Source organism: Nocardioides candidus (assembly GCF_041321175.1).
In the GTDB taxonomy this organism is placed as follows: Bacteria; Actinomycetota; Actinomycetes; order Propionibacteriales; family Nocardioidaceae; genus Nocardioides.
Genome location: NZ_JBGGWC010000001.1, coordinates 411,054 through 425,253 on the forward strand (window position 1 = coordinate 411,054; position 14,200 = coordinate 425,253).

Here is a 14,200-nt window from a genome sequence, read left to right on the forward strand (position 1 = left end):
ATCACATTGTAGTAGATGGGCACCTCCACGCTGAGCCGGGCCGATCGGAGCGTCAAGCCCCCAGGTAAGCCTCGACGACCCGGTGGTCGTCGGCAAGGTCGCGGGCCGCGCCCTCCAGCGTCACCTTCCCGCTGTCGAGCACGTAGGCGCGGTCGGTGATGCGCAGCGCCGCCCGGGCGTTCTGCTCGACGAGCAGCACCGTCGTGCCCTCTTGGTTGATGTCGCGCACGAGGTCGAGGACGGTCGTCACCATCAGCGGGGCGAGCCCCATCGAGGGCTCGTCGAGCATCAGCAGCCGCGGACCCGCGACGAGGGCGCGCCCGATCGCGAGCAGCTGCTGCTCGCCGCCGCTCAGCGTCCCGCCCTGCTGCGACGATCGCTGCGCGAGCACGGGCAGCAGGTCGAGCACGCGGTCGATCCGTGACGCGACGAGGGCGGGGTCCCGCACCGAGTAGCCACCGAGCTGGAGGTTCTCCCGCACGGTGAGGGTGCTGAAGACGCGCCGCCCCTCGGGCACGTGCACCACGCCGTCGCCGACGACCTCCCACGGTCGCCCGGCGCGGACGGGTGCGCCGTCGACGCGGATCGAGCCGCGAGCGGGCGGCACCACTCCTGACACGGCGTTGAGGGTGGTCGACTTGCCGGCGCCGTTGTTGCCCAGCAGCGCGACCACCTCACCCTCCTCGACGCGCAGGGTGATGCCGTCGAGGGCGCGCACGGCGCCGTACGACACCTCGACGGCATCCAGCTCCAACAGGCTCATCGGACCTCCTTGTCGGGTTCGCTGCCGAGGTAGGCCTCGATGACCGCGGGGTGCTGCTGCACCTCTGTGGGCGGGCCGTCGGCGATGAGGCGCCCGAAGTTGAGCACGAGCACGCGCTCCGAGACCTCCATGACCAGCCCCATGTCGTGCTCGATCAGCACCACGGTGCGCCCGGCGTCGCGGATCTTGCGGATCAGCTCGAGCAGGACCGCCTTCTCGCCGTGGTTGAGCCCGGCTGCGGGCTCGTCGAGCAGCACGAGAGGGGTACAACGCGCCATCGCCCGCGCGATCTCGACGAGGCGCTGCTGCCCGTAGGCGAGCTGCCGCACCGGCACGCCGCGCGGTCCGTCGTAGCCGACGAAGTCGAGCCACTCGTGGGCCTGCTCGGTGAGCCGCCGCTCGTAGCGGCGGTAGCGCGGCGTGTGGAGCAGCGCGTCGAGAGCGGTCTCGCCGCGGTAGAGGTGCATCCCCGCGCGGACGTTGTCGAGCACGGTCAGCTCCGGGAAGACGCGGAGGTTCTGGAACGTGCGCGCGATCCCCGCCCGGGCGATCGAGAACGTACGACGGCCCGTGATGTCGCGGCCCGACAGCCGGATCCGGCCGGACGTCGGGCGGTAGAAGCCGGTGATGCAGTTGAATGCCGAGGTCTTGCCGGCACCGTTGGGGCCGATCACGGACAGGATCTCGCCTTCCCGGACCTCGAAGCTCAGGCCGTCGATCGCCCGGACGCCGCCGAAGGCGAGGTGCAGGTCGTGCACCTCCAGGAGCGCGTTCACGCCGGCACCTCCGCCTCGTGGTGGCGAGCCGGCCACAGCCCACGGGGCCGGACGAGCATCACCGCGATCAGCAGGACGCCGAAGAGGACGTAGCGCCAGGTGGCGAAGTCGCGCAGCGCCTCGGGCAGCAGGCTCAACGCCACCGCTCCGAGGACGATGCCGCGAGTGCTGCCCATGCCGCCGAGGACGACGGCCATCAGGACCAGCGCCGACTGCAGGAAGAGGAAGCTCTGCGGGGCGATGGCGGAGAGGTGCGCGGCGAACAGGACGCCGGCCACCGAACCCCAGATCGCGCCGAGCACGTACGCGAGCAGCTTGGCGACGTACGAGTTGACGCCCATCGCCTCGGCCGCGTCCTCGTCCTCGCGGATGAACTGCCAGGCGCGGCCGAGCCTCGACCGCGCGAGCCGAGCCGATCCGAGCACCGCGAGCGCAGCGACCGCCACGCAGAGGAAGTAGAAGGCAGCGGGTGTCGAGAGGTCGACCGACCCGAACGTCACCGACGGGATGCCGTAGATGCCGGTGGGTCCACCGGTGACCTCGAGGTTGTTGGCGGTGAGCCGGATGATCTCCCCGAAGCCGAGGGTGACGATCGCGAGGTAGTCGCTGCGCAGCCTCAGTGTCGGCGCGCCGATGACGAGCCCCGCCAGCACGGTCACCGCCAGCACGGCGGGCAGGGTGGCCAGGAGCGGCAGGTCCCACCGGGTGGTCATGATGCCCGAGGTGTAGGCGCCGACCGCCATGAAGGCGACGTAGCCGAGGTCGAGGAGGCCGCAGTAGCCCACCACGATGTTGAGACCGGCGGCGAGCACGACGAAGATCGCCGCGCTGGTCAGGATGAACAGCACGTAGGGCGAGGCGTTGACGAAGGGCGTGGCGACGGCGATCGTCAGGCCGATCGGCCCGACCCAGCGGCTCTCCAGGAGCTCACGGACCCGTGTGGTCATGCGGTCACACCCTCTCCGTCACGCGCTCGCCGAGGAGGCCGGTCGGCCGCACCGACAGGAAGGCGATCAGCAGGACGAAGGTGCACACGTCCCGCCACTGGCCGCCGAGGTAGTGGGCGCCCAGCGACTCGGCCAGGCCGAGGAGCAGCCCTCCGAGCATGGCGCCCCTCAGGTTGCCGATGCCCCCGATCACCGCTGCCGTGAAGGCCTTCAGGCCGATCACGAAGCCCATGAGGAAGTCGATCTTCCCGTAGTAGGCGCCGGCCATCACCCCTGCCGCACCGGCCAGGGACGCGCCGACGAAGAAGGTGCGGGAGATGATCGCGTCCACGTTGATCCCCATGAGATGGGCCGCGCGTGGGTCGAGGGCGATGGCCCGCATCGCACGACCGGTCGAGGTGCGCCCGACCCACGCGTCGAGACCGAGCATGAGCCCGACTGCGAAGAGCATCAGCAGCACCTGCGCGACCGTCAGGCGCACTCCCAGCACCTCGAGGGACTGGCTCTCCAGGCGCACCGGGAACACGCGGGGTCGGGTGCCGGCCGTGGCCGCGATGCCGTACTCCAGGGTGAAGGAGGCACCGACGGCCGTGATCAGGACGGCGAGGCGCGGCGAGCCCCGCAGCGGGCGGTAGGCCACCCGCTCGATGAGAAGGCCCGCCGTACCGGTCGCGGTCATCGCCACCACGAGCGCGAGCGCCAGCGCCCCCAACGACGTCACTGCCGTCAGCCCGCCGACGGCGGACAGCGCCACGAACCCGACGAAGGCGCCGAGCATGTAGAGGTCGCCGTGGGCGAAGTTCAGCAGGCGCACGATGCCGTAGACCATCGAGTAGCCCAGTGCCACCAGGGCGTAGAACGAGCCGACGAAGAGCCCGTCCCAGAGGAGCTGGGTCACCGCAGCGGGTCCTCGAGCACGAACTTGCCGTGCTTCACCACGAGCACCTGGAAGCCGCCCTCGCTCAGGGTGTGCTCCTCGGTGAAGTGGAGCGGTCCGGAGAAGATCTCGAAGCCGTCGAGGTCCTCCAAGGCCGCGATCACGTCGTCGCCGTCGGTGGAGCCCGCGTCCTTGATCGCTGCGACGGCCACCCGTACGGCGTCGTAGGACTGCGTCGAGTAGGGGCCCGGCTCGCTGTCGAACTCGTCGCGGTAGGAGGCGATCCAGTCCTCCGCGCCCTCGATGGTGTCGGGGGTCTGGGTCATCGTGGCGAAGACGCCCTCGGCGTTGTCGTCACCGGCGATCTTCACGAACGACGGATCGACGCTGCCGTCCGCGATCATCACGTCGCCGTCGTAGCCGGCGCGGCGGAGCTGGTTGACCAGCAGGCCGCCCTCCTGGAAGTAGCCCGTCCAGTACACGAGGTCGGGGTCCTCGGACAGCACGTCCGACACGGCGGAGCTGTAGTCGCTCTCGCCGGCGGTGACCGACGTGCTCGACGTGCTCACCCCGTCGGCCTCGACCAGGTCGCGGGTGCGCTCGGCGATGTCGACCGAGTACGAGGTGTTGTCGTCGACGATCGCCACCTGGTGCGCGCCCCGCTCGCCGATCCAAGGTGCGCGCCGCGTCGGCCTGCTGGCTGCCGGTCGGGTTGATGAGGAAGAAGTTGTCGAGACCCTGCTCGACGAGCTCCTCCGAGTTGGCGGCCGGGTCGACGACCGGGATCCCCGCCTTCGCGAAGACCGGCAGCATCGGGAGGGTCGAGCTGGAGCAGTAGCCGCCGACGACGGCCACCGCGCCGTTGCTGACGACCTTGTTGGCGGCCGCGACGGAGGTGGCCGGGTCGCAGGCCTCGTCCTCGACGTCGAGCTCCACCTTCCGCCCCAGCACGCCGCCCGCGTCGTTGATCTCGTCCACCGCGAGCTGGGCGCCGTTGCGCATCGAGGGGCCGATCGGCGCGCTCGAGCCCGAGAGGGGGACGACCAGCCCGATCTTCACCGGCCCGTCCTTGTCCTCATCGTCACCCAGCAGGCCGCTGCTGCACCCGCTGGCCGCGGCCATCGTCATCAGGGCGGCGCCGGCCGCGATCGTCCTTCTCATTGCCTGCTCCTCGGGGTTGCACGACGGGGGTTCGCACAACATGTCACATTGCAATGGTACTGACAAGAGTCAGCCGGGACCCGATCCCTCGCCACCTCGAGCGAGGGAGCAGTGCAGTGTGGGCTAGGCGGTCCGGTCGTCGTCCCAGACCGCGGCGCTGATCCGCCAGCCCGCGTCGGTGCGGACGAGGTGGATCGACTTCCTCCCGGTGCCGCCGTACGTCGTGCCGTGCATCAGGCCGCTCTTGGTGTAGCGGCCGTACCACTGCGCGATGTCGCCGAAGACGTCGATGCGGCCGCTGAGCGGCTCCTCCCGGAACTCGGTGAGGGTCCCGTCGGTCAGCAGGGTGCGGCGCGGCGCCAGGAACGCGTCGACGTCGTCGCTGCGCGGCGGCCTGCCGCACGTGCTGACGATCCGGGCGTCGGGCAGCGCCACCCGGCGCAGGGCGTCCATGCGCTCGTCGAGACCCGGCCCCGAGGTGAAGGCGTCGAAGAAGGTGTCGACGACCGCCTCGATCTCCCTCTGATCGGACGTGGGACCTGCGCGCCACCCGTCCTCCCTGAGGGCGAGGACCAGCTGGGTGACCCACCCGCCCTTGAACCACACGGCGTCGACGAGGCGGGCCTCCTGCTCGAACCCGAGGCGGCGCAGGAGCCGGGCGGAGGCGACGTTGCCCTCGACGCACACGGCGGTGATGCGGTGGAGGTCGAGGTCCTCGAAGCCGAGCCGGAGCACGGCCTCAGCGGCCTCGGCGGCGTAACCCTGGCCGTGGTGGGCACGACCGAACGCGAAGCCGAGCTCACCGCTGCGGTGCTCGGCGCTCGCCCACTTGAGCAGCACCTCCCCGATGACCACGCCGGTCTCGCGCACCTCGACGGCCAGCACCAGCCACTGGTCGGGACCGTCGAGGACGCCCTGCCCGAGCTTCACGTCGAGGGCGGCCCGGGTCGCCTCCCGGTCGCGCACGGGCCAAGGGATGTAGCGCACCACCTCCGGGTCGGAGTGGAACGCGAGCAGGTCCTCGAGGTCGTCGGGCCGGTGCGGCCGCAGCGCCAGCCGCGGGGTGAGGATCGGGTAGTCCGGGCGCAGCCCGCGCGCCCCGTCGTGCAGCTCCTCGGCGTCACCCATGTCCGGGAACCTACGTCACGGTCGAGGTGGGCCGGCTAGGAGCCGGCGCGGTCCTCCGCGCCGGGAGGGGGCGCGCCGTCCGGGGTCCGGTCCGTGCGGGAAGAATGCAGGACGTGACCGCCACGACCCGCGACAAGCTCCTCGACGCCACCATCCGCGTGCTGGCCGAGCAGGGCATCGCCAAGGCCTCCGCCCGCACGGTCGCGACCGCCGCCGGGGTGAACCAGGCGCTGGTCTTCTACCACTTCGGCTCGGTCGACGAGCTCCTCGCGGCGGCCTGCGAGCACGGAGCCCGCACCCGGGTCGAGGCCAACCGCGCCGCGCTGGACGCCGTGACCACGCTCCCCCAGCTGGTGGAGGCCGCACGGCACATCCACGCCTCCGAGCGCGACGCGGGACACGTCGCCCTGCTGGGCCAGCTGCTCGCCGGTGCGCCGTCGCACCCGTCGCTCTCGGCCGCGACGGCCGCGGGGCTCTCCTTGTGGATCGCCGAGGTCGAGCGGGTGCTCCAGCGGGTGCTCGCGCCGACCGTGCTGGCCGAGCTCGTCGACGTGCCCGGCCTGGCCCGCGCGATCAGCTCGTCGTTCGTCGGCCTGGAGCTCTACGAGGGCGTCGACCCCGACGGCGCCGACCAGGCCTTCGCCTCGCTCGACGCACTGGCCGCCCTCATCACCGTCCTCACCGAGCTGGGCCCGATCGAGGAGCGGGCGCTGCGCCGCAAGCTGCGCCGTCGCCCCTGACGTGCGGGTCGCGAATTGGCGAATTCCCGACCCGCTGGTCAGTGACGACGCGAACGGCCGGCCCCGAGACGACACGAACGGCCGGCCCCCGAGGGGACCGGCCGTTCGTCGATGCTCGTTGGTCGCGAGACCGTCAGGCAGGGATCACGTTGAGCGCGACCGCAGCCGACACGTCGTCGTGCAGCTTGACCGAGACCTGGTGCGAGCCGAGGCTCTTGATCGCGGTGCCGAGGACGATCGTGCGCTTGTCGATCGACTCGCCGGTGACCTCACCGAGCGCGGCGGCGACGTCACCGACGGTGACCGCACCGAAGAGGCGGCCGCCCTGGCCCGCCTTCACCTTGACGTCGACCGGGCCCTGCTCGAGCTTGGTCTTGATCTCGGAGGCGTGCGCCTCGTCGCGGACGGCGCGGGCGGACCGGGCCGACTTGATGGCGTCGGCCTGGCTCTGCGCGCCACGGCTCCACCGGATCGCGAAACCCTGCGGCAGCAGGAAGTTGCGACCGTAGCCGTCCTTGACCTCGACCACGTCGCCGGCGGCACCGAGGCCGTCGACCTCCTGGGTCAGGATGATCTTCATTGTTGCTCTCCTCCTCGTGCCCGGATCAGCGGCCGGCGGCCGTGTAGGGCAGCAGGGCGACCTCGCGGGCGTTCTTGACGGCGATCGCCACGTCGCGCTGGTGCTGGACGCAGTTGCCGGTCACACGCCGCGCGCGGATCTTGCCGCGGTCGGAGATGAACTTGCGGAGCAGCGTGGCGTCCTTGTAGTCGACGCCGGTCGCCTTCTCCTTGCAGAACTGGCAAACCTTCTTCTTCGGCTTGCGGATGACTGCCTTGGCCATTGTGGTGCTCCTCCTAAAGAAGCCCGTCCCGGTCAGTCGAACCGGAGCGGAATGGGTGGATGGATGGTGGTACTGCTTGTCAGAAGGGCGGTTCGTCGCTGCCGACGCCCGGAGCGCCCCACGGGTCTCCCGCGGGTGCGCCGCCGCCCTGGTTGCCCTGGGCACCGCCGCCGGCCGGACCGCCGGAGGCCCACGGGTCGGCAGCAGGTGCGCCGCCGCCGTAGCCGCCGCTCCCCTGGTTGCCGCCCTGGCTGCCGTAGCCGCCGCCACCGCCGGAGCGCTGAGCCCGGGTGACCTTGGCCGTCGCGTACTTCAGCGACGGACCGACCTCCTCGACCTCGATCTCGAAGACGGTGCGCTTCTCACCCTCGCGGGTCTCGTACTGCCGTGACTTCAACCGGCCCTGGACCACGACGCGCATCCCCTTCTGCAGGGACTCCGCGACGTTCTCCGCAGCCTGGCGCCACACCGAGCAGGAGAGGAACAGCGCGTCGCCGTCCTTCCAGTCGTTGCTCTGGCGGTCGAAGGTGCGCGGCGTCGACGCGATCCGGAAGTTCGCCACGGCCGCACCCGAGGGGGTGAAGCGCAGCTCCGGGTCGTCGACGAGGTTTCCGACGACGGTGATGACGGTCTCGCCTGCCATGTCAGGTCTCCCTAGCGTTCGTGATCGGTGATCGTGTGGCGCTCATCGTGTCGTGGCCGACCGACATTCGGTAGGCCTATCCACAGCGCCGCGCGGTCAGACCGTCGGACGCAGGACCTTCGTGCGCAGGATCGCCTCGTTCAGACCGAGCTGGCGGTCGAACTCCGCGACGGTCGCCGGGGTGGCCGTCAGGTTGATGACGGCGTAGATGCCCTCGGCGTTCTTGTTGATCTCGTACGCCAGGCGGCGACGGCCCCAGATGTCGACGTTGTCGACGGAGCCGCCGTCCTTGCGGACGACGTTGAGGTACTTGTCGAGCGAAGGCTCGACAGTGCGCTCGTCAAGGCTGGGGTCGAGGATGACCATGACTTCGTAAGCACGCAAAGCGGTCTCCACCTCCTCTGGACTAGGCGGCCACGGACTCTCCGTGGCAGGAGGGCTCTGCATCCGCACCTCCCCCTGTGGGAGGGCGACGGGACAGGCTAGCAACGGAGTACGGCGGCAGCCGAATCCGCGACCCGCCCGATGTTCGGCGGCGACCCCGCCGGCTACTGCAGGGTGACCTGGTTGTGCACCTCGAGCTCGCCGTCGGCGCCACCGGTCAGGACCGCGTCGATGCCCTCGAGCCCGGCGCCGCCCACGATCACCTGGTAGGAGAAGCAGCCGTCGGTGCCCCCCGCGACGACGGTGTCGCTGTAGAGCGAGGAGCCGTCGACACCGAGCAGGGTGAGCGACAACGTCGTGCCCTCGGGCACGCCGGTGAAGTCCCACTCGGCGTAGATCGCGTCCTGGCCGGCCGGGTAGGGCACCGTGGCGCTGTCGGCCGTGCAGCCCTGGCTGCCCTCCGCCGCCCAACCGAGCGCGGTGATCGTGGCCTGGTCCGGGACCTGCTCGTCCGGCATCTGGTCGAGGTAGGGCGACACGTAGTCGGTGCCCTGCTCGGCGGCGTCGAGCAGGCCGACGGCGAAGTTGGCCGGCCGCAGCCGCGCGGACCCGCCGGTGAAGCTGCCGCCCGCTCCCGAGTCGCCGACCGTCATGTCGGTGACCACGTTGTCGTTGATGCCGACGATCTCGCCGTCGTCGTTGATGGACGGGCCACCGGAGTTGCCGGAGCCGATCCGCACGTCGCTGTCGATCCACGCCCGCTCGGGGTCGATCGGGTCGTCACCGAGGAACGTCGAGACCACGCCCCGGGTGACGGTGAGGGCGTTCTGGGTGAAGTCCTCGGTGGTGGCGACGTGCGCGACGCCCGGGAAGCCGAGGGCCGTGATGTTGTCGCCGGTGTGGACGTCGTCGATGTTCCCGATCTTCAGGGGCTCGGGCAGGTCGAGCGCGCCCGGGTCGATCGGGTTGCCGTCGACGTCGCCGGTGATCTGCATGATCGTCAGGTCGAGCGGACCGTCGGAGACGACCGGCTCCGCGGTGTACTCCGGCGCGGCCGGCTTGTCGTCCTCGGCCGAGACGAGCGCGATCTGGTACGACGCCGGCGCCTCGCCCTCCTCCGGGAACAGGGCTCCGGGCGTCGTCGGGTCGCCGACGTGCGAGGCGGTGAGGATCTTGCCGTCGGCGCTGACGATCGAGCCCGAGCCCTTGCTGGTGACCTCCCCGCTGGAGTCGAGCGCGATGATCAGCACCGTCGCGAGCTTGGCCTTGGCCAGCTCCTCCGCCGTGAGCCCGGACGCCGGCGCCTGGCTGCTGCCCCCGCCGCCGTTGTCGTCATCGCCTCCGGCGAGCACGAGGGCCGCGGTCACGCCACCGCCGACGACCACCAGCGCCGCGACGATGCCGCCGACGAGGAGGGCGGTGCGCTTGCGCTTCTTGCCGGCGAGCTCCTTCTGCGCCTGGCGCGCCTCGACGATCGGGACGACCTCGACCTCGACGCCGGCCGTGGGGTGGCCGAGCATCAGACGGAGCGGTCCGGTCACCTTCCGCGTGGTCACCCGGTCCTCGTCCTCGAACGTGCCGGCGGTCGACCGGTCGACGTACCACCACCCGTCGGGGCGGCTCTCGACCACGGCGTGCAGCCGCGAGACGGACGCGTCGTCGGTGACGACCTCGTTGGCCGGGTCGCGACCGATGCGCACGGTCGTGCCCGGGACGAACCGGCGGCTCTGGCCTCCGGTGCGCACCAGCAGGGCCGGGCCCGGCACGAACGCGCCCGGCACCGCGCCGCCGGGGAGGACCGTCTGCTGCAGGCCGGCCGCGGGCAGGGCGGCGGGGTCGACCACAGGTGCCGGACGCGCACCTGCGAGCGCGTAGCGCAGCTCCTCGCCCTCGGCGCCACCGATCCGCACGGTGCCCTGCCCGGCCAGCCGCAGCTCGGTCACCCGGTTGCCCTGGTGGAAGGAGCCGCTGGAGCTGCCGACGTCGACGAAGGTCCAGCCGGTCTCGTCAGGACGGATCTCCGCGTGGCGGCGCGACACCGTGCCGCCCATGAGGGTGATGTCGCATGCGGGGTCGCGGCCGATGGTCACGGGCGCCGTACCGTCGAAGGTGAAGGTCTGGCCGGCGCTCTCGATCTGCAGGGGAGTCACGCAGGGAGGTTAAGGGTGGAGCCGCTCGTGCGGGCGGAAATCGGCCACGTCGGGACGGCGGACGAGCGGGATCACGGCTGCGCGTCCGGTCATCGTGGTGCACGCGGTGAGGACCCCGACCCCCAGCCCGACCACCGCTGACCCCGTCAGGACGGCCAACGTCGAGCCGACGACGATCACCGTCACCGCGCCGGTGGCGACGACCTGCCCGGCCTGCGTCTCGCACCGCTTCGAGAGCAGGTGGACCACCGGGATGGCGACCAGGGCGAACGGCGCCGAGCACACCGTGGTGTAGACCGCCATCACCACGAGGATCCCGAACAGCTCCTCCACGTGCACCGGTCCCGTGAGGACGGCCAGCGCGACCGGGAGGAGCGCGAAGCACGCCACGCTGACCACGTACGCCAGCAGGTAGCCGTCGATCCCAGGGGTCCTCGCTCGCGCCATCTCGCACCTCTCCGCCGTTTGAGCGGTCGCTCAAGAGCCAGTGTGCCAGATGTTTGAGCGATTGCTCAACTCCGGGGCGCGTCCGGCCGGCGGGAACGTCGGCGCGTGCTCCTAGGCTGGCCACATGAGCGAGCTGCGCATCGGTGCCCACGTCGAGCAGACCGACCCGATCGCGGAGGCCCAGGCCCGCGACGCGCCGCTGGTGCAGTTCTTCCTCGGCAACCCGCAGTCCTACAAGGGCCCCGTCCTCGCCTACGAGGGCGGGCCGGAGAAGCTGCGCGCCGACGCCGAGGCCGCCGGCGTCGACCTCTACGTCCACGCGCCGTACCTCATCAACGTCGCGACGACCAACAACCGCCAGCGGATCCCCAGCCGCAAGCTGCTCCAGCAGCACATGGACGCGGCCGCCGAGATCGGCGCCAGGGGGCTGATCGTCCACGGCGGTCACGTCACCGACGACGACGACCCGGCCAAGGGCTTCGACAACTGGCGCAAGGCGATCGCGGCGACCGACATCAAGATCCCGCTGCTCATCGAGAACACCGCCGGCGGCACCAACGCGATGACGCGCTACCTCGAGCGGATCGCCGGCGTCTGGGCCGCGATCGACGGCACCGAGGGGGCCGATCAGGTGGGCTTCTGCCTCGACACCTGCCACGCCCACGCGGGCGGCAACCCGCTCGACACGATCGTCGACGACGTCCTCAGGATCACCGGACGCATCGACCTGGTCCACTGCAACGACAGCCGCGACGACTTCGACTCCGGCGCCGACCGCCACGCCAACTTCGGCGCCGGCCGCATCGATCCCGACCTGCTCGCGGCCGTCGTGCGCGACGCCGGCGCCCCTGTGGTGTGCGAGACCCCCGGAGGCGCCGCCGAGCATCTCGCCGACTTCGCCTGGCTCAGGGAACGCCTCTAGGCGGGGCGCCAGCCGAGGTTGGTCGCGACCTTCTCGAGGGTGGCCAGCACACGTTCGCGGTCGTCGTCGGCCACGTCGGCGAAGGCCCGTCCCTGCAGGTCGCCGAGTGTCTGCTCCTCGACCTGGGCCACCCGGTCGAACCCCTTGTCGGTGAGGCGCCACTCGTTCGCCTGGTGCTGGACGAGGCCGGCCTTCTCCGCGGCCCGTACGACGTCGTCGACGGTGGCGTCCGCCGGCACGAACTGCGCGAGGCCCTCGTGCAGCACGTCGTCGGCGACGGCGCCGGTGCGCAGCCGCGTGAGCACCTGCCACTGCCCCTCGTCGATGCCGGCACCGTTCGCGGCGCGCGCGAACTCGTCCTGCATCAGCATGTCCAGCGTTCTCACCCAGAAGCTCAGCGGTTGCGGTGCGGTCATGGAAGGTCGGTACCCACATCGGGCGCGCCAACCGCCACCGCTCCCGCGCGCGGTCCCGGCCGCCGGTCCATCTCCCGCCAGCGCGGGTTGAGGGCCGGCAGCATGGTCACCAGGAAGTACGCCGCCCCGACCGCGAGCATCGCGAAGGTCAGCCCCTGCCACGACACCAGCGCACCGCCGAGGAGGCCGCCGAACGGCATCAACGCGAAGCACATCGCCGTCGTCAGCGACGACACCCTCCCGAGCAGGGCCGGGGGGATGCGCTCGAAGATCACCACACCGAGCACGGGGTTGAGGAAGCCCGACGCGAATCCGCTGGCCACGACGACCAGGCCCAGCAGCCACAGCGGCGAGTCGTAGGCGAGCACACCGAAGCGCGGTGCGCCGGTGACGAGGTAGGCGGCGAGGTAGACCGCGTAGCGCGGCAGTCGCACGGCCCACGTCGCCGCACACACCGAGCCCACCGCCGAGGCTCCCGCGAAGACGGCGAGCAGGACTCCGAGACCGGCCGCCCCGGCGCCGTACTCCTTGGCCCAGACGGGCAGCAGCACCGTGGCCCACGCCGTGTCGAGCACGTTGGTGAGCGCGACCATCACCGCGATCCCGAGGAGCAGCGGGTCGCGGCGGAGGAAGTCCCAGCCCTGCCGGAGCTGGTCGAGGTACGGCGACGGGTCCGCCTCCTCCTCGCTGGCAGCCGGACGCAGGGCGACCGTCGCCCAGGCCATGACGACGGCGGACAGGCCGAAGCTCGCGGCGTCGACGGTGATGGCGTTCGCCGGGCCCAGGGCGGCGACCAGCGCGCCCGCGGCGGCCGCGCCGACGAGGCTCGCGGACCGTTCGACGGTGCTCGCCAGGCCGGTGACGCGCTCCATCGGCACGCCCGCGGTCTCGGCGAGCCGCGGCACCAGCGCGTGCTTGGCGGCGTCTCCGGGTCCGCGCAGGGCGCCTGCGCCGGCGACGAGCGCGAGGAGGACCGGGAGGGTGAGGAGGTCGGCGGCATGCAACAGGGGGATCGCCCCGACCACCACCACGCTCGCGACATCGCAGGTGATCGCCACCCGCCGTGAGCCGAGCCGGTCGATCAGCGGGCCGCCGAGCACCTTGAGCACGACCATCGGGAGCATCTCCGCCAGCGCTACCAGCCCGGTCCGGGTGGCGCTCCCGGTCGTCGTCAGCACGAACCACGGGATCGCGATCATCGACACCCGGGTGCCGATCAGGGAGATCGCGTCGGCACAGAGCCAGCCGTAGAGCGGTCGCCTCACCCGTCGACCTCCTCCGCGGCGCCGGGCTCGGCTCCCAGCCGCCCGGGCTGGGGGAACGCGGCGATCTGGACGGCGTAGTCGACCGCGTCGTCGCCGTCCTCCTCGGCGGTCTCCTGGACCAGCTCGAAGATCGCGTCGAGCAGCGTGCGGGCACCGGCCGGCGAGAGCCGCACGACCCAGTCGCTGAGGGTCTCCGCGCGCCGCCACTCCGGCGGGAGCGCCGGACGCTCCTCGATCGCCCGCTGCAGCCGCTCGGTGTAGAAGGTCGCCACCGCCTGCACGTAGGCGTCGAGCGTCTCCTCGCCCTCGAGGTCCCCCGGCTCGGGAGCCGCGGTCTGGGTCGAGCGGTGCGCCGCCCGCCACCACCGGTCGCGTGCGTTGCCCCGCTCGGTGTCCTCGACGACGAACCCGTGCTGCGCCAGCTGGCGCAGGTGGTAGGACGTCGCCCCGCTGTTGAGCCCCATCCGGGCGGCGAGCGAGGTGGCGGTGGCCGGCCCGTCGATGCGCAGCAGTCCCAGCATCCGCAGCCGCACCGGGTGGGCCAGGGCCCGCAGCTCCGACGTCGACGGGGTGATCGAGGTGATCGGTTCGGGCTTCACGACACCCACCCTAGAACGCAAACGACTGTTTGCAAATAGTTCTTTGCGGTCAGTTCGATCGGTGTGAGGAATCCCCGGTCGACCGGGGAAACTGTCACTTGTCGGGGTTTGCAAACCCCGACAAGTGAGGGAATCCCCGG

Annotated in this window: 17 protein-coding genes and 1 pseudogene; 2 read left to right on the plus strand and 16 right to left on the minus strand. The window is 71.4% G+C overall.

What is annotated here, in order from left to right; translation table 11 throughout:
- Nucleotides 1–52: 52 nt before the first annotated feature.
- The 7 genes and pseudogenes from ACAX67_RS02030 to ACAX67_RS02060 form a co-directional block, all read right to left on the minus strand.
- Nucleotides 53–763: an ABC transporter ATP-binding protein gene (locus ACAX67_RS02030; protein ID WP_370702146.1), complete on the minus strand. Its 711-nt coding sequence runs from the start codon at nucleotides 761–763 to the stop codon at nucleotides 53–55.
- Complete coding sequence (locus tag ACAX67_RS02035) at nucleotides 760–1,539, minus strand: ABC transporter ATP-binding protein (RefSeq protein ID WP_370702147.1); 780 nt, start codon at nucleotides 1,537–1,539, stop codon at nucleotides 760–762. Before ACAX67_RS02035 ends, ACAX67_RS02030 begins: the two co-directional genes overlap by 4 nt.
- A complete protein-coding gene (locus ACAX67_RS02040) occupies nucleotides 1,536–2,486 on the minus strand; it encodes a branched-chain amino acid ABC transporter permease (RefSeq protein WP_370702148.1) in 951 nt (316 codons plus the stop codon). Before ACAX67_RS02040 ends, ACAX67_RS02035 begins: the two co-directional genes overlap by 4 nt.
- 4 nt (nucleotides 2,487–2,490) lie before the next feature.
- Nucleotides 2,491–3,384 (minus strand): branched-chain amino acid ABC transporter permease, encoded by an 894-nt coding sequence (locus ACAX67_RS02045; RefSeq protein WP_370702149.1) that lies wholly within the window; start codon nucleotides 3,382–3,384, stop codon nucleotides 2,491–2,493.
- The gene (locus ACAX67_RS02050) at nucleotides 3,381–4,034 is read right to left on the minus strand and encodes a branched-chain amino acid ABC transporter substrate-binding protein (RefSeq protein WP_370703630.1); all 654 of its coding nucleotides are present in this window, start codon (nucleotides 4,032–4,034) and stop codon (nucleotides 3,381–3,383) included. Before ACAX67_RS02050 ends, ACAX67_RS02045 begins: the two co-directional genes overlap by 4 nt.
- Nucleotides 4,035–4,050: 16 nt before the next feature.
- Nucleotides 4,051–4,566, minus strand: a pseudogene (locus ACAX67_RS02055) (branched-chain amino acid ABC transporter substrate-binding protein); the annotation flags it as partial.
- Between the two features lie 81 nt (nucleotides 4,567–4,647).
- The gene (locus ACAX67_RS02060; protein ID WP_370702150.1) at nucleotides 4,648–5,652 is read right to left on the minus strand and encodes a GNAT family N-acetyltransferase; all 1,005 of its coding nucleotides are present in this window, start codon (nucleotides 5,650–5,652) and stop codon (nucleotides 4,648–4,650) included.
- A gap of 113 nt (nucleotides 5,653–5,765) precedes the next feature.
- Between ACAX67_RS02060 and ACAX67_RS02065 the strand changes: the two genes are divergently transcribed.
- Complete coding sequence (locus ACAX67_RS02065) at nucleotides 5,766–6,392, plus strand: TetR/AcrR family transcriptional regulator (RefSeq protein WP_370702151.1); 627 nt, start codon at nucleotides 5,766–5,768, stop codon at nucleotides 6,390–6,392.
- A gap of 133 nt (nucleotides 6,393–6,525) precedes the next feature.
- Here ACAX67_RS02065 and rplI read toward each other — a convergent pair whose 3' ends face one another.
- The 6 genes from rplI to ACAX67_RS02095 all read right to left on the minus strand — a co-directional run bounded on the left by rplI (nucleotide 6,526) and on the right by ACAX67_RS02095 (nucleotide 10,858).
- A complete protein-coding gene (rplI, locus tag ACAX67_RS02070) occupies nucleotides 6,526–6,972 on the minus strand; it encodes a 50S ribosomal protein L9 (RefSeq protein WP_370702152.1) in 447 nt (148 codons plus the stop codon).
- Between the two features lie 25 nt (nucleotides 6,973–6,997).
- Nucleotides 6,998–7,234 (minus strand): 30S ribosomal protein S18, encoded by a 237-nt coding sequence (gene rpsR / locus ACAX67_RS02075; protein WP_149730300.1) that lies wholly within the window; start codon nucleotides 7,232–7,234, stop codon nucleotides 6,998–7,000.
- Nucleotides 7,235–7,313: 79 nt separating this feature from the next.
- Nucleotides 7,314–7,877: a single-stranded DNA-binding protein gene (locus tag ACAX67_RS02080; RefSeq protein ID WP_370702153.1), complete on the minus strand. Its 564-nt coding sequence runs from the start codon at nucleotides 7,875–7,877 to the stop codon at nucleotides 7,314–7,316.
- Nucleotides 7,878–7,973: 96 nt separating this feature from the next.
- On the minus strand, nucleotides 7,974–8,261 hold the full coding sequence (gene rpsF, locus ACAX67_RS02085) for a 30S ribosomal protein S6 (RefSeq protein ID WP_149750771.1): 288 nt from the start codon (nucleotides 8,259–8,261) through the stop codon (nucleotides 7,974–7,976).
- Between the two features lie 164 nt (nucleotides 8,262–8,425).
- Nucleotides 8,426–10,411, minus strand: a complete 1,986-nt coding sequence (locus ACAX67_RS02090; protein WP_370702154.1) for an FHA domain-containing protein — start codon at nucleotides 10,409–10,411, stop codon at nucleotides 8,426–8,428.
- A 9-nt stretch (nucleotides 10,412–10,420) separates the two neighbouring features.
- Nucleotides 10,421–10,858, minus strand: a complete 438-nt coding sequence (locus ACAX67_RS02095; RefSeq protein ID WP_370702155.1) for a hypothetical protein — start codon at nucleotides 10,856–10,858, stop codon at nucleotides 10,421–10,423.
- Between the two features lie 124 nt (nucleotides 10,859–10,982).
- On the opposite strand from ACAX67_RS02095, the gene ACAX67_RS02100 reads away from it, so the two are divergent.
- Nucleotides 10,983–11,780, plus strand: coding sequence for a deoxyribonuclease IV (locus ACAX67_RS02100; protein WP_370702156.1), 798 nt, complete (start codon nucleotides 10,983–10,985; stop codon nucleotides 11,778–11,780).
- On the opposite strand, the gene ACAX67_RS02105 is transcribed toward ACAX67_RS02100, so the two are convergent.
- Genes ACAX67_RS02105 through ACAX67_RS02115 form a run of 3 tightly spaced genes read right to left on the minus strand, consistent with a single transcriptional unit; the run spans nucleotide 11,777 to nucleotide 14,060 of the window.
- The gene (locus ACAX67_RS02105; RefSeq protein WP_370702157.1) at nucleotides 11,777–12,196 is read right to left on the minus strand and encodes a winged helix DNA-binding protein; all 420 of its coding nucleotides are present in this window, start codon (nucleotides 12,194–12,196) and stop codon (nucleotides 11,777–11,779) included. The genes ACAX67_RS02100 and ACAX67_RS02105 overlap by 4 nt on opposite strands.
- Nucleotides 12,193–13,461 carry an MFS transporter gene (locus tag ACAX67_RS02110; protein ID WP_370702158.1) on the minus strand — a complete coding sequence of 423 codons (1,269 nt, stop codon included), beginning with the start codon at nucleotides 13,459–13,461 and terminating at the stop codon, nucleotides 12,193–12,195. Before ACAX67_RS02110 ends, ACAX67_RS02105 begins: the two co-directional genes overlap by 4 nt.
- The gene (locus tag ACAX67_RS02115; protein ID WP_370702159.1) at nucleotides 13,458–14,060 is read right to left on the minus strand and encodes an ArsR/SmtB family transcription factor; all 603 of its coding nucleotides are present in this window, start codon (nucleotides 14,058–14,060) and stop codon (nucleotides 13,458–13,460) included. The genes ACAX67_RS02110 and ACAX67_RS02115 overlap by 4 nt, the downstream gene beginning before the upstream one ends.
- Nucleotides 14,061–14,200: the final 140 nt, after the last annotated feature.

What these genes read in the sequence shown, in the direction of transcription:
- ACAX67_RS02100 (WP_370702156.1), top strand. Translation starts at nt 10,983, where the DNA reads ATGAGCGAGCTGCGCATCGGTGCCCACGTCGAGCAGACCGACCCGATC.
- ACAX67_RS02030 (WP_370702146.1), bottom strand. Translation starts at nt 763, where the DNA reads ATGAGCCTGTTGGAGCTGGATGCCGTCGAGGTGTCGTACGGCGCCGTG.
- rpsR (WP_149730300.1), bottom strand. Translation starts at nt 7,234, where the DNA reads ATGGCCAAGGCAGTCATCCGCAAGCCGAAGAAGAAGGTTTGCCAGTTC.
- ACAX67_RS02095 (WP_370702155.1), bottom strand. Translation starts at nt 10,858, where the DNA reads ATGGCGCGAGCGAGGACCCCTGGGATCGACGGCTACCTGCTGGCGTAC.
- ACAX67_RS02060 (WP_370702150.1), bottom strand. Translation starts at nt 5,652, where the DNA reads ATGGGTGACGCCGAGGAGCTGCACGACGGGGCGCGCGGGCTGCGCCCG.
- ACAX67_RS02080 (WP_370702153.1), bottom strand. Translation starts at nt 7,877, where the DNA reads ATGGCAGGCGAGACCGTCATCACCGTCGTCGGAAACCTCGTCGACGAC.
- ACAX67_RS02040 (WP_370702148.1), bottom strand. Translation starts at nt 2,486, where the DNA reads ATGACCACACGGGTCCGTGAGCTCCTGGAGAGCCGCTGGGTCGGGCCG.
- ACAX67_RS02105 (WP_370702157.1), bottom strand. Translation starts at nt 12,196, where the DNA reads ATGACCGCACCGCAACCGCTGAGCTTCTGGGTGAGAACGCTGGACATG.
- rplI (WP_370702152.1), bottom strand. Translation starts at nt 6,972, where the DNA reads ATGAAGATCATCCTGACCCAGGAGGTCGACGGCCTCGGTGCCGCCGGC.